This window comes from Pseudooceanicola sp. HF7, assembly GCF_011806405.1.
In the GTDB taxonomy this organism is placed as follows: Bacteria; Pseudomonadota; Alphaproteobacteria; order Rhodobacterales; family Rhodobacteraceae; genus Pseudooceanicola.
The window spans coordinates 31239-56307 of the sequence record NZ_JAATOW010000012.1 but is presented as its reverse complement, the minus strand read 5'-3'; the positions used below and the strand labels follow the sequence as shown (position 1 = coordinate 56307).

24 protein-coding genes and 1 tRNA gene are annotated in these 25069 nt (G+C 64.7%); 10 read left to right on the top strand and 15 right to left on the bottom strand.

Translation table 11 applies throughout. The features are described from left to right. The gene (locus HCZ97_RS09125; RefSeq protein ID WP_254871437.1) at nt 1-1221 is read right to left on the bottom strand and encodes an FAD-binding oxidoreductase; all 1221 of its coding nucleotides are present in this window, start codon (nt 1219-1221) and stop codon (nt 1-3) included. Between the two features lie 184 nt (nt 1222-1405). Between HCZ97_RS09125 and HCZ97_RS09120 the strand changes: the two genes are divergently transcribed. Continuing rightward, a complete protein-coding gene (locus HCZ97_RS09120; protein WP_167688394.1) occupies nt 1406-1804 on the top strand; it encodes a rhodanese-like domain-containing protein in 399 nt (132 codons plus the stop codon). A gap of 47 nt (nt 1805-1851) precedes the next feature. Here the strand turns inward: HCZ97_RS09120 and HCZ97_RS20820 are convergent, their stop codons facing one another. From HCZ97_RS20820 to regB, 3 genes are all read right to left on the bottom strand, one after another. Further along, a complete protein-coding gene (locus HCZ97_RS20820) occupies nt 1852-2670 on the bottom strand; it encodes an IclR family transcriptional regulator (protein WP_368484342.1) in 819 nt (272 codons plus the stop codon). A 63-nt stretch (nt 2671-2733) separates the two neighbouring features. Next, entirely contained in the window at nt 2734-4353 is a 1620-nt protein-coding gene (locus HCZ97_RS09110; protein WP_167688393.1) for a PAS-domain containing protein, read from the bottom strand. A 168-nt stretch (nt 4354-4521) separates the two neighbouring features. Then, on the bottom strand, nt 4522-5907 hold the full coding sequence (gene regB, locus HCZ97_RS09105) for a sensor histidine kinase RegB (protein ID WP_167688392.1): 1386 nt from the start codon (nt 5905-5907) through the stop codon (nt 4522-4524). Between the two features lie 271 nt (nt 5908-6178). Between regB and HCZ97_RS09100 the strand changes: the two genes are divergently transcribed. After that, on the top strand, nt 6179-6727 hold the full coding sequence (locus HCZ97_RS09100) for an ActR/PrrA/RegA family redox response regulator transcription factor (protein WP_167688391.1): 549 nt from the start codon (nt 6179-6181) through the stop codon (nt 6725-6727). 3 nt (nt 6728-6730) lie between these two features. On the opposite strand, the gene HCZ97_RS09095 is transcribed toward HCZ97_RS09100, so the two are convergent. The 3 genes from HCZ97_RS09095 to HCZ97_RS09085 form a co-directional block, all read right to left on the bottom strand. Further along, the gene (locus HCZ97_RS09095) at nt 6731-7660 is read right to left on the bottom strand and encodes an L-lactate dehydrogenase (RefSeq protein WP_167688390.1); all 930 of its coding nucleotides are present in this window, start codon (nt 7658-7660) and stop codon (nt 6731-6733) included. Between the two features lie 728 nt (nt 7661-8388). Further along, on the bottom strand, nt 8389-8829 hold the full coding sequence (locus HCZ97_RS09090; protein WP_167688465.1) for a GNAT family N-acetyltransferase: 441 nt from the start codon (nt 8827-8829) through the stop codon (nt 8389-8391). A 41-nt stretch (nt 8830-8870) separates the two neighbouring features. Continuing rightward, nucleotides 8871-9464, bottom strand: a complete 594-nt coding sequence (locus tag HCZ97_RS09085) for an HD family hydrolase (protein ID WP_167688389.1) — start codon at nt 9462-9464, stop codon at nt 8871-8873. 109 nt (nt 9465-9573) lie between these two features. Here HCZ97_RS09085 and ahcY point away from each other — a divergent pair, with 109 nt between their 5' ends. Together ahcY and HCZ97_RS09075 are read left to right on the top strand one after the other, a co-directional pair. Beyond that, the gene (gene ahcY / locus HCZ97_RS09080) at nt 9574-10962 is read left to right on the top strand and encodes an adenosylhomocysteinase (protein ID WP_167688388.1); all 1389 of its coding nucleotides are present in this window, start codon (nt 9574-9576) and stop codon (nt 10960-10962) included. A 161-nt stretch (nt 10963-11123) separates the two neighbouring features. Further along, on the top strand, nt 11124-11450 hold the full coding sequence (locus HCZ97_RS09075; protein WP_167688387.1) for a hypothetical protein: 327 nt from the start codon (nt 11124-11126) through the stop codon (nt 11448-11450). Nucleotides 11451-11517: 67 nt separating this feature from the next. On the opposite strand, the gene HCZ97_RS09070 is transcribed toward HCZ97_RS09075, so the two are convergent. The 6 genes from HCZ97_RS09070 to tsaD form a co-directional block, all read right to left on the bottom strand. Continuing rightward, a complete protein-coding gene (locus HCZ97_RS09070; protein ID WP_167688386.1) occupies nt 11518-13062 on the bottom strand; it encodes a sodium:alanine symporter family protein in 1545 nt (514 codons plus the stop codon). A 27-nt stretch (nt 13063-13089) separates the two neighbouring features. Continuing rightward, nucleotides 13090-13527: a universal stress protein gene (locus tag HCZ97_RS09065; RefSeq protein WP_167688385.1), complete on the bottom strand. Its 438-nt coding sequence runs from the start codon at nt 13525-13527 to the stop codon at nt 13090-13092. 722 nt (nt 13528-14249) lie between these two features. Further along, nucleotides 14250-14672: an EVE domain-containing protein gene (locus tag HCZ97_RS09060; protein ID WP_167688384.1), complete on the bottom strand. Its 423-nt coding sequence runs from the start codon at nt 14670-14672 to the stop codon at nt 14250-14252. After that, nucleotides 14672-14944, bottom strand: coding sequence for a YciI family protein (locus HCZ97_RS09055; RefSeq protein WP_167688383.1), 273 nt, complete (start codon nt 14942-14944; stop codon nt 14672-14674). Before HCZ97_RS09055 ends, HCZ97_RS09060 begins: the two co-directional genes overlap by 1 nt. A 1-nt stretch (nt 14945) precedes the next feature. Continuing rightward, complete coding sequence (locus HCZ97_RS09050; RefSeq protein ID WP_167688382.1) at nt 14946-15905, bottom strand: NAD(P)H-dependent glycerol-3-phosphate dehydrogenase; 960 nt, start codon at nt 15903-15905, stop codon at nt 14946-14948. Continuing rightward, on the bottom strand, nt 15902-16990 hold the full coding sequence (gene tsaD, locus HCZ97_RS09045) for a tRNA (adenosine(37)-N6)-threonylcarbamoyltransferase complex transferase subunit TsaD (protein WP_167688381.1): 1089 nt from the start codon (nt 16988-16990) through the stop codon (nt 15902-15904). Before tsaD ends, HCZ97_RS09050 begins: the two co-directional genes overlap by 4 nt. 96 nt (nt 16991-17086) lie before the next feature. Here tsaD and HCZ97_RS09040 point away from each other — a divergent pair, with 96 nt between their 5' ends. The 4 genes from HCZ97_RS09040 (at nt 17087) to HCZ97_RS09025 (ending at nt 20964) form a co-directional block, all read left to right on the top strand. Further along, on the top strand, nt 17087-17812 hold the full coding sequence (locus HCZ97_RS09040; protein ID WP_167688380.1) for a uroporphyrinogen-III synthase: 726 nt from the start codon (nt 17087-17089) through the stop codon (nt 17810-17812). 52 nt (nt 17813-17864) lie between these two features. After that, on the top strand, nt 17865-19241 hold the full coding sequence (locus HCZ97_RS09035) for a COG4223 family protein (RefSeq protein WP_167688379.1): 1377 nt from the start codon (nt 17865-17867) through the stop codon (nt 19239-19241). An 11-nt stretch (nt 19242-19252) separates the two neighbouring features. Continuing rightward, complete coding sequence (locus tag HCZ97_RS09030) at nt 19253-20776, top strand: heme biosynthesis protein HemY (protein WP_167688378.1); 1524 nt, start codon at nt 19253-19255, stop codon at nt 20774-20776. Nucleotides 20777-20888: 112 nt separating this feature from the next. After that, a tRNA-Thr gene (locus HCZ97_RS09025) sits at nt 20889-20964 on the top strand. 206 nt (nt 20965-21170) lie between these two features. Here the strand turns inward: HCZ97_RS09025 and HCZ97_RS09020 are convergent. Next, nucleotides 21171-21632, bottom strand: coding sequence for a MarR family transcriptional regulator (locus HCZ97_RS09020; protein WP_167688377.1), 462 nt, complete (start codon nt 21630-21632; stop codon nt 21171-21173). 168 nt (nt 21633-21800) lie between these two features. Continuing rightward, nucleotides 21801-22976, bottom strand: coding sequence for a LysR family transcriptional regulator (locus HCZ97_RS09015; RefSeq protein ID WP_167688376.1), 1176 nt, complete (start codon nt 22974-22976; stop codon nt 21801-21803). A 278-nt stretch (nt 22977-23254) separates the two neighbouring features. Between HCZ97_RS09015 and HCZ97_RS09010 the strand changes: the two genes are divergently transcribed. After that, a complete protein-coding gene (locus HCZ97_RS09010) occupies nt 23255-23986 on the top strand; it encodes a PIG-L deacetylase family protein (protein ID WP_167688375.1) in 732 nt (243 codons plus the stop codon). A 71-nt stretch (nt 23987-24057) separates the two neighbouring features. Beyond that, nucleotides 24058-25023: a VOC family protein gene (locus HCZ97_RS09005; protein WP_167688374.1), complete on the top strand. Its 966-nt coding sequence runs from the start codon at nt 24058-24060 to the stop codon at nt 25021-25023. The last annotated feature ends 46 nt before the right edge of the window (nt 25024-25069 follow it).

Sequence of the window (25069 nt, the reverse complement as noted above, 5' to 3'; positions counted from 1 at the left end):
TCAGATCGCTTTGACAAGCTGGTTGAGGGCAAAGCCGAGCCGGTAGAAGGGCGCCTTGAGGTGGCGCATGGCATCGGCCTGCGGCGTGGTGAGGGGCAGGGGCAGATCCTGTTCCGGCGTGCCGGTCAGCAGATCGGCAAGCGCCTTGCCGAAAAGGGTGCCCGTGGTGATGCCGCGCCCGTTGTAGCCCATGGGCGTGTAAAGCCCGTCGGCCAGGCGGTGGATGCGCGGCAGGTGATCGGGGGTAAAGGCGATAGTTCCATGCCAGGCGGCCTCGAACCCCAGCGGGGGGAGCTCCGGGAAGAGGCGTTGCAGCATCCGGTTGGCCCAGCGGTGCGACAGGCCGGGGCTGATGCTGCCCATGGAGCCGATGATGATCCGCCCATCCGCATCCCGCCGGAGCGAGGCCATGACCCTGGCCGTGGTCCAGAGCCCCTGCCCGCCCGGCAGGATATGCGCGGCCTCTGCCCCCAGCGGGGCGGTGGCGAGCTGGAAGAAGGAGATCGGCGTGAAACTGTCGCGCAGGGCGGGCCAGAGCGCGCCGGAATAGGCGTTGGTGCCGATCACCACGTTGCGGGCGCGCACCCTGACCTTCGGCGTGGCAAGGTGCCAGTGATCGCCCTTGCGCTCTAGCGCGGTGACCTCTGTTCCGGTGGCGATGCGCGCCCCGGCGGCGCGGGCGGCCCGGGCCAGCCCGCGCGTGTAGCCTTCGGGGTTGATGGTACCGGCACGGTGATCCAGCAGCCCGCCGTGGAACTGCATTGTCCCGGTCATCCGGGTGGTCTGTTCCGCGTCCAGAAGGTCGACCGGCGCGCCCAGGGCGTGCCAGTCCGCGGCACGGGCCTGGAGGTCGCGGAACCCCCTGGGCGAATGGGCGGCGTGGATCGTGCCGTTGCGGCGGGGGTCGCAGCGGATCTGGTGGCGTTCGATCAGGTCAAAGACATAGGCGGGCGCGTGGCCCAGGTAGTCCACGAAGCGCGCACCGGCGCTGTCGCCCATCTTGGCGCGCACGGCGCCGGGGGGCAGCCAGAGGCCGGCGTTGACCAGCCCGACGTTGCGCCCGGAGCCGCCATGGCCGATCTGCTGCGCCTCCAGCACCAGGCAATCGAGCCCCTTCTGTGCTGCGTGCAGGGCGGTGGACAGCCCCGTGAAGCCGCCGCCGATCACGGCAAGCGCTACCTCTGCCGGACCCTCGAAGACATCGCCTGAGGCGGCATCCAAGGGGGGTTCTGCGGCAGAATGGCTCCAAAGTGGACTCGCGGAATTGTTCCGCATCTGCAAGGCTCCTGTCAGCGGACCGTCTGAGCGACAGGAGGAGAGTGGCGAAGCGGGCCTGTGGTGTCAACATTTGGCATCGACATATCATATGGCAGCACAAGTTCTGCGCATCGAAGGGAGGAATCGCATGCGAAAACTGAAGATGAACGTGGCGGACATGATCGCGGAAGCGCGGGCACGGGTCGAGGAAGTGGAGACAGAGGCGCTGATCGCGCGGATGGAGGATCCCCGGCTGCTGGTCGTGGACCTGCGCGACATCCGCGAGCGGCGGCGCGAGGGGTTCATCCCCGGCAGCCTGCATGTGCCGCGCGGCATGATCGAGTTCTGGGTGGACCCGGAAAGCCCCTATTTCCTGCCCGTTTTTGGAGAGGACCGTGATTTCGTGCTGCATTGCGCGGCCGGGTGGCGCTCTGCCCTGGCCGCGGCAACGCTGCAGGACATGGGGCTGGAGGTCGCCCATCTGAAGGACGGCTTCGACGGCTGGAAGCTGAAGGGCGGGCCGGTGGCCTATCCGGAAAAGGCCTGATCGCGCGGCGGCCCTTTGGCGTTGGCCTGCGTCTTGAAGGGCAGCCTTCAGGCGCGGGCCAGGCGCGCGGTGACGCCCTGCGCGGCCTGGCGCACCAGCGGGCCAAAGCGGGCATCGGCATCCTGGGGCAGGTTCAGGTCCGGCAGGGAGATCCCGATGGAGGCCACGACCTGCCCGTCCGGCAGCAGGACCGCCGCGCCATAGCCATGCACGCGGTCACGAAACTCTCCGATATCAATGGCATAGCCGCGGTCAGCCGTTGCCTTCATCTCTGCGTCGAGCGCGGTGAGATCAGTCAGTGTCCGGTCTGTGTGGCGCTCAAGAAAGCCGTCCAGCAGCGGGCGGAAGCGGGGGTAGTCGGCGGCCAGGATCGCCTTGCCGGTCGAGACCGCGTGAATGGGGGCCGTGCCGCCAACGGGGCTCCAGGTGCGGATCGGCTGACGGCTTTCGATCTTATCGATGTAGATGACGGTGCGACCCTCCGGCACGGCCAGGTAGACCGCCTCGCCGGTTTCATCGGAGAGCATCCGCATCTGCGGCGCGGCCAGGTCGCGCAGGTTGAGGTTCTCGACCACGGCGCGGCCCACCTGCCAGGTCTTCAGCGTGGCCTCGTACTGCTTGTCGGCGGTATGGCGGACATAGCCCAGCACGCAGAGGGTCTGGAGCAGGCGAAAGACGTTGGACTTGGTCAGGTCAAGTTCGCGGGCCAGTTCGGTCACGCCCATGGCGCGATGGGAGGCGGTCAGCACCTCAAGGATCAGCAGCCCCTTGGAAAGGGTGGAATCGACCTTTGGCTGGGCCGCGCCGGGGCTGGCCGGCTGGGTCGTGCCCGGGGATGCAGGGATGTTGCGCGGCGGTTCGTTCACTGGATTTCCCCCCTGGTGCGTTCCGCATCTTAACGGAGCCGTGCCATATACCGCAACAGCAGGTTACTCTGCGGCGGTTTCCTGGGGGGTGGAGCCGGGGCGTTTGCCGGGCACATGGCCCAGCTTGCGCTGCTCCGCTTCGGGCACAAGCGCGACATCCCGCAGCGGCCCGATGGAGACCATGCAGGCCCCGGCGACGAGGGTCTGGACGCGGCAGGGCACCTCCCCGACGCCGCGCAGGGCCAGGGTATATTCGCTGGCCTCGGCGCGCTTTTCCCGGCGCGAGGTCAGCCGTGCCAGCACCTGGTCCAGGTCGCCCAGGGCAGAGGCCCTGCGGGCCCACATGCGGTGGGCATCCTGGATCGAAACCTCTGACAGGTCTGCATTTTCCTTGATCTGGAAGAGGTGGCGATAGGAGCTGTTGCAATAGCTCATGATCCCCTGGGCATCGAAGATCACGATGGCATCGGAGATCGCGTCCAGCACGGATTGGGACAGGGAGAGCTGCTGGCGGAAGCGCCGGGTCATGAGGATCTCATCGGTGATATCCTCGAACAGGAAGGCCACGGCGCCATTGGGATGCGGCCGGCCAGTGACCCGGTAGGTGGCGCCCGAGGACAGCGACCAGGTTTCCTGGTAGCGCCCGTCCGCGGCGGCAGAGACCAGCGCGCTCAGCTGTTCGCGCCAGGAGGCGTAGTTCTTCGGTTCCGGCATGATCTGGCGATCGCGCAGATTGTCGAAGAAATGGATCAGCGTCGGCCGCGAGGTCAGGAATTCCGGCGACAGGCTGGTCAGGTCCACCAGCGATGGGTTGAAGAGGATCAGCTGGCGGTCCCGGTCAAAGATCGCCAGCCCGGTGGAGAGCTGGGCAAAGGTCTTGGTCAGGGTCTGGACGAAGTTCCGCTGGGCCAGTTCGGCGCGCACGAGGGCAGTCATGTCCTGCGCGGCGCAATGCCAGCCGCCCTGGTGCCGGTGGGCTGAGACATCGTACCACCGTTCCGGGGAGCGCCCGCGCGGATCGAGCATGACGCGATAGGTGAAATCGGGCTGGTCGTGTTCGGTTTCGCTTCCGCGCAGGAGCGGTGCGGTGATGTCATGCGCCCCGGTCTGCTGTTGGCGCAGTGCCGTGAAGGCGGGGTTCTCTTCCAGGATCCGGCCATCGAAATCCATCGACCAGACCGGGATCGAGATCTTCTCTACCGCTTGCTGAAGGCGCTTGAGGCGGATCTGGTCCAGCCGCGCCTTGTGCCGGTCGCTCAGCCCGCCGGGGCCGTTTTCGCGCACGGTGATCCGCAGCCGCGTGCCCACCTGACGGATCCGCAGGACGGCATCATCATCCGCAAGGGTGGCGGAATAAATGCGAAAGGTCTCTCCCTCAGGCAGTTCGGGCAGCTCCGGCATGCCGGGAAAGCGTTGCGACAGCATGAGATGCAGCCGTTCCCAGTCAGACCCTTCCAGGCCGCTGTCATCCATTGCCTCGCGCCAGTCGCGGGGGGCGGAGATCATCCGCTGTTCATCGAAAATGAAGACCGCGTGATTGATGTGACCGAAATTGTCCACCTCTGCCACGTGGCGCGCAGGCTGACGTCTGGCGCAAAGTGCGATGACCGTGATGCAGGTGGCAGTCAAAGCCAGGCTGATCATCAGTGCCAGGCCGACTTCGGTAAACCCGAGACCGGCCAATGATGTTTGTTCCGACAAGTTCAAATTCGCTACCTCCCCGGGACATCAGCTTTTGAAGCGTTTGGTAAACAAAAGATTAACCGGGACGCATTCAGGGAATAAAATTTGTAATATCACGAATTAAACTTTGGATAACCCTGTAAAGTTAAAGGGAGCGTTTGTGTTTTATCAATTGAACGGCTGGTTCTTTCCCAAAGGCAGGGCATTTGCCGGGCTTTGCGCATCAATGCGGTCACGGGGCCAGGTCACGACGACGATGGCGCCACTGCGCCCTTCCCCGCTGCGATTGGTAAAGCTGAGCTCAGCGCCGGTGCGTTCCAGAAGGGTCTTGGCAATGAACAGGCCCAGCCCCATGCCTTCGTATTCCGGGCGCGCCATGCCTTCGGCGGGCATGCGGCGGCGGCGCACGAAGGGATCGCCGATCCGGCCAAGCATCGTGGGCGAAAAGCCTTCGCCGTCATCCATGATGCGGATCGTGATCCGTGACGCATCCCAGGAGCTTTGCACCCAGACCGCGTTATTGGCGAAATCGACGGCGTTCTGCACCAGGTTGCGCAGCCCGTGGATCAGCTCTGGCCGGCGCACGATGGCGGGGGGCATTTCCGTGAGGTCGCCATGGGTGAAATGGATCTGCTTGCCGCGGCTGCGGTGGGGTTCGGCGGCTTCCTCTATCACCGTGGACAGGGGCGCGCTGCGCAGCATCAGGTCATCCTTGCCGGCCCGCCCCATGGAGCGCATGATATCGCGGCAGCGGTCGGCCTGTTCGTTGATCAGCCTTGCGTCCTCTTGCTGTTCCGGCCTGTCCGAGAGGTCTTCTATCAGCTCGGAAGAGGTCAGCTTGATCGTGGCGAGCGGCGTGCCCAGCTCATGGGCGGCGGCGGCGACCACACCACCCAGGTCCGTCAGTTTCTGTTCGCGCGCAAGGGCAAGCTGGGTGGCTTGCAGCGCATCGGACATGGAGTGCATCTCCGTCACGATCCAGCGCGAGTAGATGCCCAGGAAGATCACCGCGATGACGATGGCCAGCCAGTTCCCGAACAGGAACAGCTCTGCCACCTGCAGGACCTGCCCCGATGCGGTGCGCAAGGGCAGGTGAAATTCCGCCAGCAGGGTGACGACGATGATCGCGGCGGAGCCCACGAAGATGGTCGAGCGCGCCGTCAGGGCGGCGGCCGAAACCGTCACCGGCCCGACGATCAGGACGGAGAAGGGATTGTGCAGCCCGCCTGTCAGGTACAGCAGCAGCCCAAGTTGCAGCAGGTCGAAGAGCACCATGAACAGGTTCTCTGCCTCTGTCAGGCGCTTGTTTTCGGGAAAGATGAAACTGGCCACGATATTGCCCAGGACCGAAAGCCCGACCACGAAGAAGCACAGCCCGTATTCCAGTTGCAGCCCGTAGATCTCGCTCGCGACAATAAGCGCGGACAATTGGCCGGTAATCGCGCCCCATCGCAGCAGGATCAGCGTGCGCAGGCGAATCCAGTTGCCGCGGTTCTCTCCCTTCAGGATCGGAAATTCCAGGTCTGACTGGGGTTCGGTTCCGGTATCGGGCATCGGGTCCTCTGGAATTTGATATGCGGGTCTTTGCAGGTGTTTCGGCATGATGGCCCCAAAGCGGGGGGAATGCACGGCGGAATGCGTGACGGAATGCGCCGGGTTTTCGCATGTAATACAGGGGGTAAGTGGCGTCAAAGCCTTGAAAACCGGCTGCAACGCGCGGTGAGGCGTTGTTTGACGGCATCCTGGAACGGGTCTAAGAAAGTATGACGCGCGGACGCACCCTCAGGGGGACACGTCCGGCGCAGAGCCGGAGGAACGGGCCGCGATGGAAGACCAGCTGGATATCGGTGAAGACAGAACGCTGCTTCTGCTTGATGATGACGAGCCTTTTGTGAAGCGTCTGGCAAAGGCGATGGAAAAGCGCGGTTTCGAGGTCGAGACCGCCGAAAGCGTCGCCGCCGGCAAGGCCATTGCCACCGCCCGCCCCCCTGCCTATGCGGTCTGCGACCTGCGGCTTGAGGATGGCAACGGGCTGGATGTGGTCGAGATCCTGCGGGAAAAACGCCCCGATTGCCGGGTCGTGGTCCTGACGGGCTACGGGGCCATCGCCACCGCCGTGGCGGCGGTGAAGATCGGCGCGACCGATTACCTGTCAAAGCCCGCCGATGCCACGGATATCACCAATGCGCTGCTGGCCAATGGCGATGAGCTGCCCCCGCCGCCGGAAAACCCGATGAGCGCGGACCGCGTTCGCTGGGAACATATCCAGCGGGTCTACGAGCTGTGCGATCGCAACGTGTCGGAGACCGCGCGCCGGCTGAACATGCACCGCCGCACGCTTCAGCGCATCCTGGCAAAGCGCTCTCCGCGTTAAGATTCAGGCCAGTTGCAGCGCCGTTTCGCGCAGGGTTTCGGCGGAGGCCCTGAGCGCCTTGCGTTCAGAGAAGGTGAGCTGGGGCTGCAATGTCTCAACGATGCCGGCGGCCCCGACGACGCGCGGCAGGGACAGCGCGACGTCCTTCACGCCGTCGAAGTCCTCCATCACCTTGGACACGGTCAGCACCGCGCGCTGGTCGTCGCGGATGGCTTGGACGATGCGGGCCAGGCCGGCGCCGATCCCGTACCAGGTGGCCCCCTTCCCTTCGATGATCTTGTAGGCCGCGCGGCGCACGGCCTCGTCCACGCGGGCGCGCACGGCCTCGGTCACCGGGTTGCCGATCTGGTCGGCGAAATCGGTCAGCGCCTCTGAGCCCGCGCGGGCGGTGGACCAGGCCAGAACCTCTGAATCGCCGTGCTCCCCCAGGACATAGGCATGCACCGATTCCGCCGCGATGTTCAGGTGGCTTCCCAGCAGCATCCGGAACCGCGCCGTGTCCAGCACCGTGCCCGAGCCAAAGACCCGCCCCGCCGGCAGGCCGGAGGCGCGCAGGGCGACCTCTGTCATGATGTCCACGGGGTTGGAGGCGATCAGCAGGATCGCCTCGCGCGCGACGCGGTTGGTATGGGCGATCACATCGGCAAAGACCTCTGCGTTGCGGCCCAGAAGGGACAGGCGATCTTCGCCGGGTTTCTGCGGCACGCCGGCGGCAATAACGATCACTCCGGCGCCTTCCAGCGCGTCGTAATCCCCGGCGCGGACCTGGCAGGGATGCACGAAGGGCACGGCATGGGCGATGTCCTCGGCCTGGGCCTGGGCCAGGGCGGGGTCGTGATCGACCAGGACGATCTCGCTTGCCGCGCCGCGCAGGACAAGCGCGTAGGCGGTGGCGGATCCCACCATGCCGGTACCGATGATGCCAACCTTCATGAATGTCTCCCCTTGCTTCCCCCCAAGAATGGCACGCCCTGCGCCCCTGTCGAGGGGGAGCGCCCGCTGGCGTGCCGCGAGCCGGGGTGGGGCCGCATAAGCGGGCAGCTGCCCCGGACCATGGCGCAAAAGGAGCCGCCGCGGACCATCGCCCGCGGCGGCGCCAGAGAGGTGACCCCTTTGGGGAGGATCGGTCAGAGCTCTTCCGGCATGGGATCCGGTGGCGACAGGCGCAGAGGGTACCGGGCGGCGGCGTGCTGAAATGGAACGCCGGGGCCCAAAGGTGGGGCGCAGCGCCATGGTCGCGGGGCCGGTCATGGTGCTGCGGGTGTGCGATGGCTCCAGACCCGGCCGGGGCGCCGCTGTCGGGGAATGCCCATTGAAAAAAGCCCCCGGGTCGGGGAAACGGGATACAACCCAGGGGAGATTTAAAGAAGGGCGGTGTTTGGTGAAGAAGTCATGATAAAACCAAGGTGAGCGCATTTTAAGCAAAAACTCGCTCAACTTCTTGGCAGAAAGCCAATGCTGGCATCTGCAACTTGAGGGTGATCTGTTCCGGGCCTGGGGGGCATGGCACGCCGGGCGGGGTGATCGTGGCCGGGGTTTTCGATGAGGTGGAAAGAGGAAGCCTTTTGCCTAAGGAGGCGTCGCGCTGATGACCGGGATCTATGCCGATTCCCATCTGGAAAAGGCGGTTGCCCCGATCCCCGATTTACCCGGTCGCCGGCTCAGAGGTCGTAGCGCTTCAGGATCTTGTCGACCCGGGTGCCGTCGCCCAGGGCGTAGTCGGGGATGCGGCCATGGTCTTCGAAACCGCGGGACTGGTAGTAGGTCAGGCCCGAGTCGTTGTCCGCGCGGATCTCTGCGTTGATCCAGGAATAGCCGGCGGCGCGGGCCGCGGCTTTCGTGGATTCGAACAGGGCAGAGCCGATGCCAAGCCCGGTGCGTCCGACCCGCGCGAAGGTGGCGATCTGGCCGACCGTCTCACCGTAAGCGGGATGCGGTTTGACGTATTGAAAGCCCAGCAGCTCGCCCGACGGATCCTCTGCGATATGCCAGAGCGCGCGGGGCGATCCCTGCATCCAGCCATCCAGCGTGGCGGCCGTCACCGGTTCGGTCAGCGCGGTAGAGCCACCTATGGCGATGATTTCATTCAGAAGTTCCGCCATGGGGCGGCAATCCAGCGGACCGGCGCGGCGGATGTGCGGGCTCACGTCAGCTGCTCCATCAGGGCGGCGTGGCGGGCGGTGTAATCATTGCGCACCTCCACCGGGGCGCGCAGGATGATCTCAAGCCCTTCGATCAGGGCGTGATCGGGTCTGCCGAAAATCCGGTTCGCCTCTGTCTCGGTGAAGCCGGCGATCTGCACGGCCTCCATCCAGGCAGAGATCCGGTCCGCCTTCTTGATGCGCTGCTTGAGCCGTTTGGGCGGCACGGCGGGCAGGCCGAAGCGGATGTGGATCGCGGCGGTCAGACGGTCATCAAGGCGCCCGTAGTCGGGGCCAATAGCGGCCTTCACCGGAGAGATCATGTCACCGATCACGTATTCCGGCGCGTCATGCAGCAGGGCGGTCAGCCGTTCGGCGGGCTTGGCACCCGGGCAGAGCCGGCCAAAAAGCTCTTCGACCAGCAGGGAATGTTCCGCCACGGAATAGGCGAAATCGCCGTGGGTCTGACCGTTCCAGCGGGCCACGAAGGCCAGGCCATGAGCGATATCCTCGATCTCTATATCGACGGGGGTGGGATCCAGCAGGTTCAGCCTGCGCCCTGACAGCATTCTTTGCCATGCTCTGGGATGCTTCATCTTTACACCTTCGTCATATCACTGCCCTACCAGTTGGGCCCTGCCATTGCCCGTCCGGGGGGCACCTGCTACCCCTGCACAGGACCGACCCACCAGGAGACCGGACTATATGACCCAGGACTACATCGTAAAGGACATTAGCCTTGCCGATTTCGGCCGCAAGGAGCTGGACATCGCGGAAACCGAGATGCCCGGCCTCATGGCCCTGCGCGAGGAATTCGGTGAGACCAAGCCCCTGAAAGGCGCGCGTATCGTCGGGTCCCTGCACATGACGATCCAGACCGCCTGCCTGATCGAGACCCTGGTTGCCCTGGGTGCCGATGTCCGCTGGGCGTCCTGCAACATCTTCTCCACCCAGGACCACGCCGCCGCGGCCATCGCCGCCGCCGGTGTCCCCGTCTTCGCCATCAAGGGCCAGAGCCTGGAAGAGCACTGGGATTACCTGGACAAGTCCTTCCTGTTCGAGGACGGCCCGAACATGATCCTGGATGATGGCGGCGATGCGACGCTCTACATCCTGCTGGGCGCCCGTGCCGAGGCCGGTGAAGACATCATCCCGGTGCCGACCTCTGACGAAGAGGCCGTGATCAAGGCGCAGATCGCCAAGCGGATGAAGGCAAGCCCCGGCTGGTTCACCAAAATGCGCGACCAGATCGTCGGCGTGTCCGAGGAAACCACCACCGGCGTGCACCGTCTTTACGAGCTGCAGAAGCAGGGCCAGCTGCCCTTCCCGGCGATCAACGTCAACGATTCCGTCACCAAGTCGAAGTTCGACAACAAGTACGGCTGCAAGGAATCGCTGGTCGACGGTATCCGCCGCGCAACCGACGTGATGATGGCCGGCAAGGTTGCCGTGGTCTGCGGCTACGGCGACGTGGGCAAGGGCTCTGCCGCGTCGCTACAGGGCGCTGGCGCCCGCGTGAAGGTGACCGAGGCCGATCCGATCTGTGCCCTTCAGGCCGCGATGGACGGTTTCGAGGTCGTACTGCTGGAAGAAGCGATCAGCACCGCCGACATCGTCATCACCACCACCGGCAACAAGGACATCGTCCGCATCGAGCACATGCGGGAGATGAAGGACATGGCGATCCTTGGCAACATTGGTCACTTCGACAACGAGATCCAGGTTGCCAACCTGCGGAACCACAAGTGGACCAACATCAAGGAACAGGTGGACATGATCGAGATGCCCTCGGGCAACCGGATCATCCTGCTTTCTGAGGGGCGTCTGCTGAACCTGGGCAATGCCACCGGCCACCCCAGCTTCGTGATGTCGGCGTCCTTCACCAACCAGGTGCTGGCGCAGATCGAGCTTTGGACCCGTGGCGACAACTACGAGAACCAGGTCTACATCCTGCCCAAGCATCTGGATGAAAAGGTCGCGGCCCTGCACCTGGAGAAGGTCGGGGCCAAGCTGACCAAGCTGACCCCGGAACAGGCCGCCTATATCGGCGTTGCGCCGGAAGGCCCCTTCAAGCCCGAGCATTACCGCTACTGATCCGCAGTCCCTGCGCGATCCGAAGCCCCGCGATGCCCCCTGCATCGCGGGGTTTTTCATGCGCGCTTTTCGGCCAGCGCCGCCGGGCGCACGCAACTTTGACCGCACGCCTTGCGTTGGGGCTGTAGGTTGGTTCTGCAACCTGGCTTTTGGAGGCGCGCATGGTCCGCTTCACGATCCCTGTCCTGATGGTCCCTGCCCTGATGCTATGCGCCTTGGCCTTGCCGGTGGCGGCAGAGGAGGGCGTGCAGGGTCTTGAGGACCCGGCGGATCAGGCCCAGGTCCAAGAGCAGCTGCGCAGGAACAGCGAGGCGCTGGAGCGTCTGAAACAGCGCAACGAGGCCGCGCAGGAGTATGCCAGAGAGCTGGACCGTGGCGTGCCTCCGGGCCTGGCCACCCATGAGTACCGCCAGAAGCTGAACGGGCTGAACCAGGGGACGATCGGTGGCCAGCCCCTTTTCCTGAAAAGCCAGATCCCCGGCCAGTAGACCCCCTTCTGACGACGTGAAAAGGGCCCCGCGCGATGCGAGGCCCCTTCCCTTTCCCGCCTTGGGATCAATGCTTGAAGCGCTTGATCTCTCCCGATTTCAGGCGAGAGACGTAATGGGCCAGCTCTGCCCGCACGATCGGCATCAGCAGGTAGAGCCCGACGATGTTCACGATCGCCATGGAGAAGAGCATGGCATCCGAGAAGTCGATCACCGGCCCCAGGCTGGCCGCCGCGCCGATGACGATGAACAGGCAGAAGATCACCTTGAAGGTCACCTCGCTGCCCTTGCTTTCGCCGAAGAGGTAGGTCCAGGCCTTGAGGCCGTAATAGCTCCAGGAGATCATGGTGGAGAAGGCAAAGAGCACCACGGCGATGGCCAGCATGAGCGGGAACCAGGAAAAGACCGTCGCGAAGGCAGAGGAGGTCAGCGCGACGCCGGTGACGTCGCCTTCGGTCATGATGCGGCCGGCTTCGCTATCCCACATGTAAAGGCCGGTCTCGGGATCCACCTGCATGACGCCGGTGATCACGATGACCAGCGCGGTCATGGTGCAGATCACCACGGTGTCGATGAAGGGCTCCAGCAGGGCGACGTAGCCTTCGGTGACCGGTTCCCGTGTCTTCACGGCGGAGTGCGCGATGGCGGCAGAGCCGATCCCGGCCTCGTTTGAAAAGGCCGCGCGGCGGAAGCCCTGTATCAGCGCGCCAGTAAAGCCGCCCGCCACGCCAAGGCCGGTGAAGGCGCCCAGGAAGATCTGCCCGAAGGCCCAAAGGATCATGTCGTAGTTCATCAGCAGGATGACCAGCGACACGCCGACGTAGAAGATCCCCATGAAGGGCACGACCTTTTCGGTCACCCGGGCGATGGACTTGATGCCGCCGACGATCACGATGAAGGTCACGCCTGCCAGGATCACCCCGGTGATCCAGCCGGGGTAATCCCCGATGACATTGGCCAGCTGGGCATGGGCCTGGTTGGCCTGGAACATGTTCCCGCCGCCAAGCGCGCCGAGGATGGTGAAGATGCAGAAGATCACGGCCAGCACCTTGCCGCCGGGGATGCCGCGTTCCTTGAAGCCCTTGGTGATGTAATACATCGGCCCGCCGGAGACATGCCCGTCGGGGTATTCGTTCCGGTACTTCACGCCCAGCGTGCATTCGGTGAACTTCGTCGCCATGCCGAAAAGGCCGGCCAGGATCATCCAGAAGGTCGCCCCCGGTCCGCCGATGCCCACGGCCACCGCGACCCCGGCGATATTGCCAAGCCCGACAGTGCCCGAAAGCGCGGTGGCAAGCGCCTGGAAGTGGCTGACTTCGCCCGCGTCATCCGGATCGGAATAATCGCCTTTCACCAGCGCTATGGAATGGCCGAAGCCCTTCAGCTGGATGAAGGAGAAATAGAAGGTGAAGATCAGCGCAGCGACGACCAGCCAGAGCGCGATCCAGGAAAAGTTGGTGCCCGGCACGGGCGCGAAGATGAAGCTGACGTACCAGCCGGTGTAATCGGCAAAGGCCTTGTTGATGGTTTCGTCAATGGATTGCGCGGCGGCGGGTCCGGCGGCAACTGCCCCGAGTACCGCGAGCGCGGCGGAATTTCTGATTCGCGTCATGGAATAGCCTTCTTGCTCAGGAGTTGCTCAGGGGACGATGACCGTGGGGACGGGGGCGATCTGGGCCAGTCCCAGCGGGACAGAGCCGAAGACGCGGGAGGTGATGGAATTGGATCCCGAACGGCCCACGAAGATCATGGAGGCCTCCAGCCGGGTGGCGGTTTCGGCGATGATCTCGACCACCTGGCCGTATCGGATATCCCCGCTGGCCGTGATCCCGGCCGCAGCCGCAGCCGCCAGCGCCGGTTCCAGGATGACCTCCCGCGCGCGAGAGATCTCCTGCTTGCGGCGGCCGTGGCGCTCTTCGACCTCTTCCTGGGTCAGGAAGCTGTAGGGCGACCATTCCAGGACGTGAAGGATATGCAGGGCGGAGTCGTCCTTGGCGGCCCGTTCCAGGGCATAGGTGAGCAGTGAATCCTTGTCGTCCTCACCCTCGTAGGCAACGACGAAAATCTCTTTCGGCATTGGTATCTCCCTCTGTTATCCCCCGTCAGTTGCCATGCCGGGCCGCGGGGTTTGATGCCCTTCAGCCTGATCGCAACAATACGTTCTGTCATTATTTTTATGGGTATTCAGCGATTTGGGGGATCAGCCATGCAGGGCACGGCCAGAAATGCACCGCCGTTGGAGGGGCTGCCCGGCGTATTGGTGTTTCCGGATTTCTTAATGAAAGATGACCGGAATCATTCATATGCAATTTAATCGGAAATTGCCTTCGATGGGCGTTTCGCGCTAAAGAAGACGGGCGGCTAGTATGGCCCGAACCTTTCATAGATCACGTGTGGTGCGTAGGGAGCACGTGGGGTGGCGGAGGGTTCGGGTAAAGCCGGCCCTCCGTTTTATTTTCATGATATCAATGGCTTTTCGTGGTGTCGCCGGTTGACGGGGGCTGCCCTGTTTGGCGTCGGGTTTGCTTTGGGGAAGCGGTTCGCGGCATTGCCCGGCGTGGACAGTCTGCTTTGCTTCCATGCCTGTTTGACTGGCCTTGCCGCAAAGCTGCGCGGTATCGCGGGCAAGGGAATGGCCCTTGCCGCAGGGAGCTTGCTGTAAGGCTGCGGGGCGTGTCCGGCGTCATGGGTGCGCTTATTCAAAGATGAGCCGGAAATTGCCGTTCGAAGGGAGGGATGGCGGAAGAATCGCGGCGGCGGACGCCACCGCTTCAAGGCAGCCTTGCCGGCAAGGGCCCCTCAGTCTGCCTGTGTCTTTCCAAGGGCGCAGATGGTCTGGAATTCCTCTTCCGTCACGGGCTGGACGGACAGGCGGGAGCTCTTGACCAGGACCATGTCGGAAAGCCGGGGGTCGGCCTTGATCTGGTCCAGCGTCACCGGCACGGTGAAGCTGCGCACTGCCTTGATATCCACGCATTCCCAGCGGGGATCGTCGGCCTTGCTGTCCGGGTGGACCTCTGCGCAGACCTCGATGATGCCGACAACGGCCTTTTCCTTCTGCGAATGGTAGAAGAAACCGCGATCGCCCAGCTTCATCTCCCGCATGAAGTTGCGGGCCTGGTAGTTGCGCACGCCGTCCCATTCCTCTCCGGTCTCGCCCTTGGCAAGCTGGTCGGACCAGCCCCAGGTGGAGGGTTCGGATTTGAAAAGCCAGTAGTTCATCAGCCGATCACCTTCTTCCAATCGGAGATCTCGACAGACGCGAAGAGGCCCGCCTTGGCGTAGGGATCGCCTTCTGCCCATGCCTCGACCGCGGCACGATCGGGCAGGTCCAAGACCATGAGAGAGCCGCACATCGCGCCCTCGTCGTCCAGGAAGGGTCCGCCCAGGGTGACGACTCCGGTTTCGGCTACATAGGCAAGGTGGGCCTCGCGGTTTTGCTTGCGGGTTTCCAGGGCACCGGGCTTGTCTTTGGCGATCAGCACGTAAGGCATGTCATTCTTCCTTGAGGGGACGAGAGAGAAGGGCCTCCATGGCAGAGGCGACATCAAGCCGGGCCTCTACCAGCCCGGTGACCACGCGGGTGATCGGCATGTCCAGCTCAAGCCGTTGGGCCAGCGCATCCGTGGCGCGGGCGGTGGCGGCCCCTTCGACGGTCACGGCGGGATCGAAGTCTTCGCCGCGCCCGATGGACTGGCCAAAGCGATAGTTGCGCGATTGTTCGGAGGTACAGGTCAGGGTGAGGTCCCCGAAGCCCGACAGGCCGGCCAGGGTTTCCGGCTGGGCCCCGAGCGCGGCGGCCATGCGCTGCATTTCAGCGTAGCCGCGGGTCATCAGCGCGGCGCGGGCGCTTTCGCCAAGGCCGGCCCCCATGGCGGCGCCACAGGCGATGGCCATGACGTTCTTGAGCGCCCCGCCCAGTTCCGCCCCGGTCAGGTCCGTAGAGCGGTAAAGCCGCAGGTTCTGCGTGGAGAGCGCGTTTTGCAGCGCCGCGGCCAGGCCCGGTTCCGGGCAGGCCAGGGTGAGCGCGGTGGGCAGGCCACGGGCGATATCGGCGGCGAAGCTGGGGCCGGTCAGCAGCGCGGGCACGGCATTGGGCAGGACTTCCTTCACCACTTCTGTGGCCCGCTTGCCCGAGGAAAGCTCAATCCCCTTGCAGCACAGGACCAGGGTTCGGTGGCCCAGCCGGTCGGCGTTTTCCGCCAGGACCGAGCGCAGGGTCTGCATGGGCACGGCCATCAGCACGGGGCCGTTTTCTGGCAGCTGGGAGAGGTCGGCGCTGCAGGTCAGCCCATCGGGAAGCGCCACGCCGGGCAGGCGCGGGTTTTCGCGGCTTTCCTGCATGGCGGCCATGGCCTGCGGATTGCGCCCCCAGATCCAGAGTTGCGCGCCGTCCCGCGCGGCAGAGATCGCCAGCGCCGTTCCGAAAGCCCCTGCCCCGATGACCGAAATCATGCCTTTGCCCCTTTCTTGCCACTGCCCAACATACCTGGGGCGCTGCGGTCCAGTGGCCAGCGCGGGCGTGCGGAAAGGTCCATGCCGTCGCTTTCGCCCAGGCAGAAGCGCTCCAGCCCCGCATAGGCGATCATCGCGGCATTATCCGTGCAAAGCGCCAGCGGAGGGGCCGTGAACTGCGTGCCGGTTTCGGCGCAGAGCGTCTTGAGCGCGGCACGGATGGGGCCGTTCGCCGCCACACCGCCGGCGACGGCCAGCGTTGGCTGTTCGGGGGCGTCCTCAAGGTAGATGGCAAGGGCGCGCCGGGTCTTTTCCCGCAGCACGTCGACGACGGCGGACTGGAACCCGGCACAGAGATCGGCGCGATCTCCGGCACGCAGGGCGTCGCCCTCCATCAGGGTGTCGCGGTTGCGCAGCAGGGCGGTCTTCAGCCCTGAGAAGCTGAAATCGCAGCCCGGGCGGTCCAGCAGCGGGCGGGGGAAGGCAATGCGGGTGGCATCGCCCTTGCGCGCCTCGGCCTCAACAGAGGGGCCACCGGGCTGTGGCAGGGCCAACAGGCGGGCGGCCTTGTCAAAGGCCTCTCCGGGCGCGTCGTCGATCGTGCCGCCAAGGCGGGTGAAGGCCTGCGGGCCGCGCACCAGCAGGAACTGGCAATGCCCGCCGGAGACCAGCAGCATCAGGTAGGGAAAAGGGGTCGCATCCGTCAGGCGCGGGGTCAGCGCATGGCCGGCAAGGTGGTTCACCCCGACAAGGGGCTTGCCGCTGGCCGCCGCCAGCCCCTTGGCACACATGACACCCGACAGAACGCCGCCGATCAGCCCGGGTCCGGCGGTGACGGCGATGGCATCGACCTGGCTCAGGGTCAGGCCCGCATCCGACAGGGCCCGGGTCACGCAGCCATCCAGCCGTTCGGCATGGGCGCGGGCGGCGATTTCGGGGACCACGCCGCCGAAAGGCGCATGCAGCGCGCCCTGCCCTTCGACCACCGAGGAAAGGATCCGCGCCGTGCCGGGCGTGCCGGTGATGACGGCCGCGCCGGTGTCGTCGCAGCTACTTTCGATCCCCAGTATGGTCAGCTCGTCCATCGGCCCGCATCCGTTGCGCAATTCATCTGCCGCAGGTAACACCGGGGAAGGCCGCAAACAACTCCGGCAGCGTTTCGGCCCCTTGAGGAGTGCGCGATGCAGCCTGTGGTGCTGATCACCCGGCCCGACCCTGACGCCACAGCCCTGGCGGAAGAGATCCGCCTGCGCTGGCCGGCGCTGCGGGTCCTGGTGAGCCCGCAACAGGAGATCGTCTATACCCCGCTGCCCACCCCCGAGCCCGGCGAAGAGCTGATTTTCACCTCCCGCAACGGGGTGCGGGCCTGGATACGCTCAGGCCTGACGGGAGCGACGCGCGCCTATTGCGTGGGCGATGCCACGGCCGAAGCGGCGCAAGCGGCGGGATTCAGCGCGATTTCCGCTGGCGGCACGGCAGAGGATCTAGGCAAGCTGATCCGGAAAGAGGCCCCGACCGCGCGGCTTGTGCACCTGAGGGGGGCGGTTCACCGGGGCGACCTGGCAGAGCGACTAAGCGCCGAAGGCCTGGCGGTAAGGGCTGTCACGGCCTATCGTCAGCAAGAGAAACCCTTGTCTGCTGAGGCACTTGGGGTCATGAGTGGCGAGGATCCGGTGCTTGTGCCGCTCTATTCGCCACGCAGCGCGCGGCTTTTTGCCACTGCCTGGAACGGGTCTGCTCCGCTGATGATCGCCGCTATCAGTCCGGTAATCGCGGGGATCGTGGCACCTTTGCGCCCAAGGGTGCTGGAACTGGCCGCCCAACCGAATGGCGGTACTATGTTGGTAGCGCTTGCTGGACTTGTCTCCAGATCGCATCAGCTTGAGGCGGGACGGGGGGCTGTCTAAGTTGCCCCTGTACCCATGACGCCGGCTCGCAGAATCAAGGGGGGTTCGATCCGTGGCCAAGACACCCAAAGACGACAAGACTGAGGCGCTGGAGAGCCAGCCCGCGGAAGAGACCTCGACAGAGGTGACGGGGATGGACATGCCAGCGGCGCCCCGGCCCGATCGGGATGCGCCGGAGGAACCGGATGTGGTTCTGGCCGCCCCGGAGGGCCTGGATGAGGCCGCAGGAGAACCTGCCGAGGCCTCCGAGGCCCCGGCAGAGCCTACCCTGGCCGCCCCGGTCCACGATCCGCGTGACAGTGCCGATAGCCTGGCCGCGGCCCTAGGCAGCGACCGGGATGATCCGAATGACCAGGACGACCTGGCCGCGCTGGATGGCCAGGCGCCCGAAACCCAGGCGCCCGAACCCATGGCCGACACGCCGGAAACGGATGTGCCGCCTGCCCCACCCCCGCCGCCGTCCTCTGCTTCTTCTGCGTCGTCCTCTCCGCCCCCCTCTGCTGCGGCACCCCAGGAGACGATCGTGAAGCATCGTTTCTTCCCGGCCCTGCTGGGCGGCGTGATCGCCGCGGGCATCGGCTTTGGCGCGGCGCTCTGGATCTTCCCCGAAGGTCTGCCATCGCAGCAGGGAACGACCCTGTCCGATGACGTGGCGGCGCTGCAGGCGGAGGTCTCGGCCCTGAAGGAAGCCACCCCGCAGGAGCCGGACCTGTCCGGCATCAGCGGCGAGGTCGAGGCGCTGAAATCCACCCAGTCTGGCCTCGAAAGCGGCCTGTCAGAGACCTCTGCCACGCTCAGCGCCCTGACGGATCGCATCGCGGCCCTGGAGGAAGGCGGCAGCGTTGCCCCGGAAGCGGTGCAGGATCTGAACCGCCAGGTCTCTGAGCTGAACCAGGCGCTGGACGCACAGAAATCCGAGCTTGAGGCGCAGATCACCACGGCGGCCGAGCAATCCAAGATGAGCGCGGCCCTGACGGAACTGGACACCGCGCTGGACACCGGTGAGCCCTTTGCCGAACCGGTGAACGCGCTGAAGGACACCGGGGCGAGCGTCCCGGAGGCGCTGGAAAGCCACGCCGCATCGGGCGTCGCCACGATGGCCGATCTTCAGGAAAGCTTCCCCGACTTTGCCCGCGACGCGCTTGGCGCGACCTGGGACATGGGGGACACAAGTTCGGTCCTGTCGTTCATGAAAACGCAACTTGGCATGCGCTCTCTTACCCCGCAGGAAGGGAACAGCCCGGATGCGATCCTGTCGCGGGCCGAAGCGGCCCTGCGCGACCGGGATCTTGAGACGGCGCTGAGTGAGCTGGACACCCTGCCCGAAGCCGCGAAAGCGGAGATGCAGGGCTGGGTCGACATGGCCACGGCCCGTGCCGAAGTCATCGAGGCCCGTTCGGGACTCGAATCCGCCACGCAGACGAATTGAGGTAGTACTGGATGCTCTGGTCTTTCATAAAAATCGGCGTCTTCATCGCATTGGTGGCGGCTGCCGCCATGGGGGCGAGCTACCTTCTGGAGATGGAGGGTGGCGTCCTGATCTCTGTCGGGACATACGAGTTCAACCTGACGCCCCTGCGGGCGGTGCTGGCGCTGCTGGCCTTGCTTGTCGCGGTCTGGGTGCTGTTCCGGCTGGCCGGGCTGCTGATCGCCCTGCTGCGCTGGATCAACGGCGATGAGACGGCGCTGAGCCGCCATTTCGACCGAAACCGGGAAAAGAAGGGCCTGAAGGCGCTGACCGAAGGCATGGTTGCCCTGGCCTCTGGCGAAGGGCGGTTGGCGATGGCCAAGGCGGCGCGGGCGGACAAGTACCTGGACCGTCCCGAGCTGACCAACCTGCTGACTGCCCAGGCGGCGGAGCTGACTGGCGACAAGCGCAAGCGGGAGCAGGCTTACAAGGCGCTGCTGGCCGATGACCGGACGCGCTTTGTCGGCGTGCGTGGCCTGATGAAGCAGAAGCTGGAAGAGGGCGATACCGACACGGCCATGAAGCTGGCGGAAAAGGCCTTTGCCCTGAAGCCGGCCCACGAGGAAGTGCAGGACGTGCTGCTGAAGCTACAGGCCGGGAACGAGGATTGGCAGGGCGCGCGCAACACGCTCAAGGCCAAGCTGCGGACCGGCGCCCTGCCCCGCGACGTGCACCGCCGCCGCGATGCCGTGCTGGCCCTGTCAGAGGCCAAGGCCGTCATTGCCGCGGACAGCACGATCGAGGCCCGCGAAGCCGCGATCGAGGCCAACCGCCTGTCGCCGGACCTGATCCCGGCCGCGGTCTTTGCCGCCCGTGCCTATCACGAACAGGGCAAGGACAAATACGCCACCCGCGTCCTGCGCAAGGCCTGGGAGGCCAGCCCGCACCCGGACCTGGCCGCGGCCTTCGCGGCCCTGTCCCCCACCGAAACCGCAGAGGCGCGGTTGAAGCGCTTCAAGGTGCTCACCAAGATCCATCCGGAGCACCGTGAGACCCGGTTGCTGCTTGCGGAACTGAACATCGGCGCAGAGGACTTTCCCGAGGCGCGCCGCGCCCTGGGTGACCTGGCGACGGACAAGCCCGATGCACGCACCCTGACGATCATGGCGGCCATCGAACGTGGCGAAGGCAGCCCCGACGCCATCGTGAAGGGCTGGCTGACACGCGCCGTGAGCGCGCCGCGCGGGCCCCAGTGGACCTGCGAGAAGTGCCACCACACCCATGGCCACTGGGTGCCGGTCTGCGAAGCCTGCGGCGCCTTCGATACGCTTGCCTGGCAGGAAGCGCCCGCGACCGAGTACCAGTCGCCCATGTCCCAGACCATGCTGCCGCTGATCGTGGGCCGCGTGGACGACGCCGTGAACCTGCCCGTGGCCCCGGGAGGCCCCGCCGCATCAGCAGCGGACCCGGCCACGGAGACGGCCGCCAAGGGCGGCTCTGACGATGTCGAGGAGGCAGAGGTCCTGCCGCCAGAGGACGTCGCTGCAAAGCGTTGAAGACGCCACCCTGGGAGGGCGCAAAAAGCGCTTTCCCAGGAAGCGGAGGGGTGCTATAGCCCCGCTCCACGAGGCCCCGCGATCTTGATCTCCCGGGCCTTGCCAGAGAAGTGCCGGTGTAGCTCAGCTGGTAGAGCACGTCATTCGTAATGATGGGGTCGTAGGTTCGAGTCCTATCACCGGCACCACTTCTCTTCCCCCAAGGTAAATCAAGAAGACGGTAACGCAGCCTGGGCGCAATTGCATGTGTGCCAATTAATTTGCGTTTCAGGCTGCGTTGTTTTCAAAGGGAATAAATTAATACTTACTGTGATGGTGTGGAGTTTAAGCGCCTGGTTGCTTGTAAGTCCATTTCTGAAATATCGTAATTATGGCGACGAATTTAGTTTGGCGTCTATTGCAGCATCTTGTTGATCAGAGTCTTCAGCTGATCAGTCTCATCCGGCTGAAGCTGCTCAGAGATCATCTCCTGGAACATGGCGTTTCGGCTGACCGCCGTTTCCAAGATCTCGCGCCCCTGTTCCGTCAGCGTCACTGTGACGGAACGCCCGTCATTCGCAGAAGCATTTCGGAATATCAGGGACTTACGCTCCATCCGGCGCAGGGTGTCACTGACGGTGTTCACATCCAAGGTGACGGCCTGGCTCAGCTGACGCTGCGATGCGCCGGGGTTCTCTGCCACGGCGACCAGCAGGGACAGCTGGCGCGAGGTTATCCCGATGTCGTCGAACATCTGGGCAAACAGGGATTCCGCATGGAAGTGTGACCGCCTCAGCAGGTGAGAAAGCGACACTGAAAGGGAGAATTCCGGCTCATCGTCCGGAAAGTCCGGGAAGGGTTCTGGTCTGTCTGTCACGGTACCCACAAATTCTTTACACATTGACTCGCATAGTTATTACCGAAAACCTTTCCGGTAAATACAAATGAATTGCGAGCTTTCTTGTTCGATTGAATAAAATATTCGCCTTTTCGGCCCTGAGTCAATTTGATCTACGCAAAATGCAGCTTTTCAGCAGCATCTTGATCATTGGGCGGACTCACCGGGCGCGGCGCGGACGATGGCGTCGATCATGGCTTTTTGGGCTGCGGTCGGGATCCACCCGTGCCGCTGGGTCAGGCCGATGGGGCGGCGGGTCTCTGGCAGTTCGGCTGAGAGTGGCACCATCAGCCCAAGTTCGGTTTCCGCGGCGGCCTGCATCCGCGAAATGAAGCCGATGTGCCGCGAGTCCTGCAGCATCTGGCGCATCAGGATGGTCGAGCCGGTCTCGACTATGCTTCGCGGCTGGGCGTGCCCGGCAAAGACCCGATCGAAGATCGCCCGCGACGGCGTACCCTGCCGCGACAGGATCCAGGGGTAGCCGGCGGTTTCTTCCGGTGTGATCCTGTCCCGGGACAGCAGGGGGTGTCCGGGGCCGACCGCAAGGATCAGATCGTCCGAGAACAGCTCCCTCTGTTCGATGTCGCCGATGGGCAGGGGGTCACGCAGGGCGCCGATCAGGAAGTCGATCTCGCCCCGTCGCAGGCCGGCAAGCAGTTCCTCGTAGGGGCCTTCGTCGATTCGGATCAGGATGCGCGGGCGGGTGCGGCGGAATTCCCCTAGCGCGCGGGAAACCAGGAAGGAGCGCGACAGCGGCATGGCACCAAGGGTGATTTGGCCTGCTTCGCGCCCGGCCATCTCGGCCAGCTCCATCTCTGCCTGGTCAAGCTCTGCAAAGGCCAGCCGGGCGGCATCGGCAAGCACGCGGCAGGCGCGCCCGGCACGGATCCCGGTGGCAGAGCGTTCGAAGAGCGGGCGGTTGGCCTCTTTCTCAAGCAGGGTGACGGCGCGGTGCACGGTGGGCTGGGCCAGGCCAAGCTGGCGCGCGGCGAGAGAGAAGTTCTCAAGCTCGCGCACGGCGATCAGGGCCTTGAGCTGGGCCATAGTGGCATTGGAGGCAAGCCGTGGGGAAATCGGGGCCGCGGCCTCTTCCAGGCGGTCAAGGGCGCGGCTGACGCGGGCGGCCAGGGCCAGCCCTGCCTCTGTCGGGTAAAGGCCCTGGCTGCGGTGCTGGAAAAGCGGTTGTGGGAAGCCCTTTTCCAACCGCGCTATGGCCTGGGTCACCGCCGGTTGCGACAGGTTGCAGATCCCTGCCGCACGGGAGACGGAGGTCTCTTGCACGACGCAAAGGAAGGCCCGGAGGTGTCGCAGGTTCCAGTTCATCAGATCCTCTTCGGACAGGTTCAGCGGAATTCTATTGTATCAAAAAGTTATAAGGAAGCCCCGGGGTGTGGTTGGGGGTATCGGGTCCGAGTCGGTAAAACTCCTTTGGGTAAGCACCGAAAGGCGTCGGTACCTGAGCGGACGGCCACGGAGAGAGTTCACCACGCCGCGCCAAGATTCCTCTATAGCCAAAACTTATGGAATAAGCCCGGGTTCAAATTTGGCAAACCTGCCTTTGGGGCGCATGGTCCGCCCAGACGACCGAGAGGAGAGACTCCATGACAACCAAGCCGACCGCCCTGATCGTTTCCGCCCATGCGGCCGATTTCGTCTGGCGCTGCGGGGGCGCGATCGCGCTGCACGCGGAACTGGGCTACAACGTGACCGTCGCGTGCCTGAGCTTCGGCGAACGCGGCGAAAGCGCCCGCCTGTGGAAAGAGGGCAAGTCCCTGCAGGAGGTGAAGGACATTCGCCGCAAGGAAGCGGAAAACGCGGCCGCGGCGCTTGGCGTGCATGAGCTGGTCTGCTTCGACAAGGGCGACTACCCGCTGCAGCTGGACCAGTCGGACAAGTACGAACTGGTGGACCTGATCCGCAAGGTTCAGCCCAAGTTCATGATGAGCCACAGCCAGTACGATCCTTACAACACCGACCACATGTACATGTCGCAGGTCACGCTGGAGGCGCGGATGATCGCCCAGGCCTGGGGGCACAACCCCGGTGAGAAGGTGCTGGGCGCGCCGCAGCTCTACCTGTTCGAGCCGCACCAGACCGAACAGATGGGCTGGAAGCCAGATGTCTTCCTGGACATCACCCCGGTCTGGGAAAAGAAGCGCAAGGCGATGGAAAGCAACGAGGGCCAGGTGCACCTGTGGGATTACTACACCCGCGTGGCCCAGCAGCGCGCGAACCACTTCAAGCGCAACTCCGGCGGCATGTCCGGCGGGCGGGATTGCAAATATGCCGAGGGCTTCCAGTCGATCTTCCCTCGTACCGTTGACGAGCTTTGATCGCCCCTGCGTGATCTGAGCATTCCGGTCGCCCCGATGGGGCGGCCGCCTATCTCAGCAGGAGAGGCCGCATGTCAGCCCCCACCAATCCGTCTTTCGATATCGTCCATCTGGGCCATGTAGAGATGCTGACGGACAAGTTCGACGAAAGCCTGGATTTCTTTACCCGTGTCTACGGGCTGAAGGTCTCTGCCCGGGAGGGTGACAGCGCCTATCTGCGGGCCTGGGATGACTACGAGTTCTGCACCCTGAAGCTGACCCGCAGCGAGACCACGGGCGTGGGGCATATCGGCTATCGCGCGGCCTCTCCGGAGGCGCTGGAGCGCCGGGTGAAGGCGATCGAGGAGAGCGGCTTCAAGGTAATCGGCTGGGAGGAGGGCGACCTGTCCCATGGTCGCGCTTTCCGCTTCGCGGATCCCTTCGGCCATCTTTTCGAGATCTACTATGAGACCAGGTGGTACGAGGCGACCGGGGAAGATCGGCCGGCGCTGAAGAATAACGCCAGCCGCTATCACCACACCGGCGCCGCGCCGCGCCGCTTGGATCACCTGAACCTGCTGTCCGAGGACGTGACCGAATTTCGCCGCTTCATGGAGGTCTGCCTGGGCGCCCGGGTGACGGAGATGATCCAGCTGGACAACGGCCGCATCGGCGGCTGCTGGTTCACAGTGAACAACAAGGGCTATGACCTGGCCTGCACCGAGGAGCACGGCGGGGGCACGGGCCGCTTCCACCACGTGACCTATGCGACCGACACGCGCGAAGACATCCTGCGCGCCGCCGATATCTTCCTGGAGAACGGGGTGCATATCGAGACCGGGCCGCACAAGCACGCCATCCAGAACACCTTTTTCCTCTACGTCTGGGAGCCCGCGGGCAACCGGGTGGAGCTGGCCAATGCCGGCGCCCGGCTGATCCTGGCGCCGGACTGGAAACCGGTGGTCTGGACAGAAGCCGACCGCAAGAAGGGCCAGGCCTGGGGCCTGAAGACCATCGAGAGTTTCCACACCCATGGCACCCCGCCGACCCGGTCGTGATGCCTTGCCCTGCCGGTTCCCCCGGCGGGGTGTTGATACGAATTCA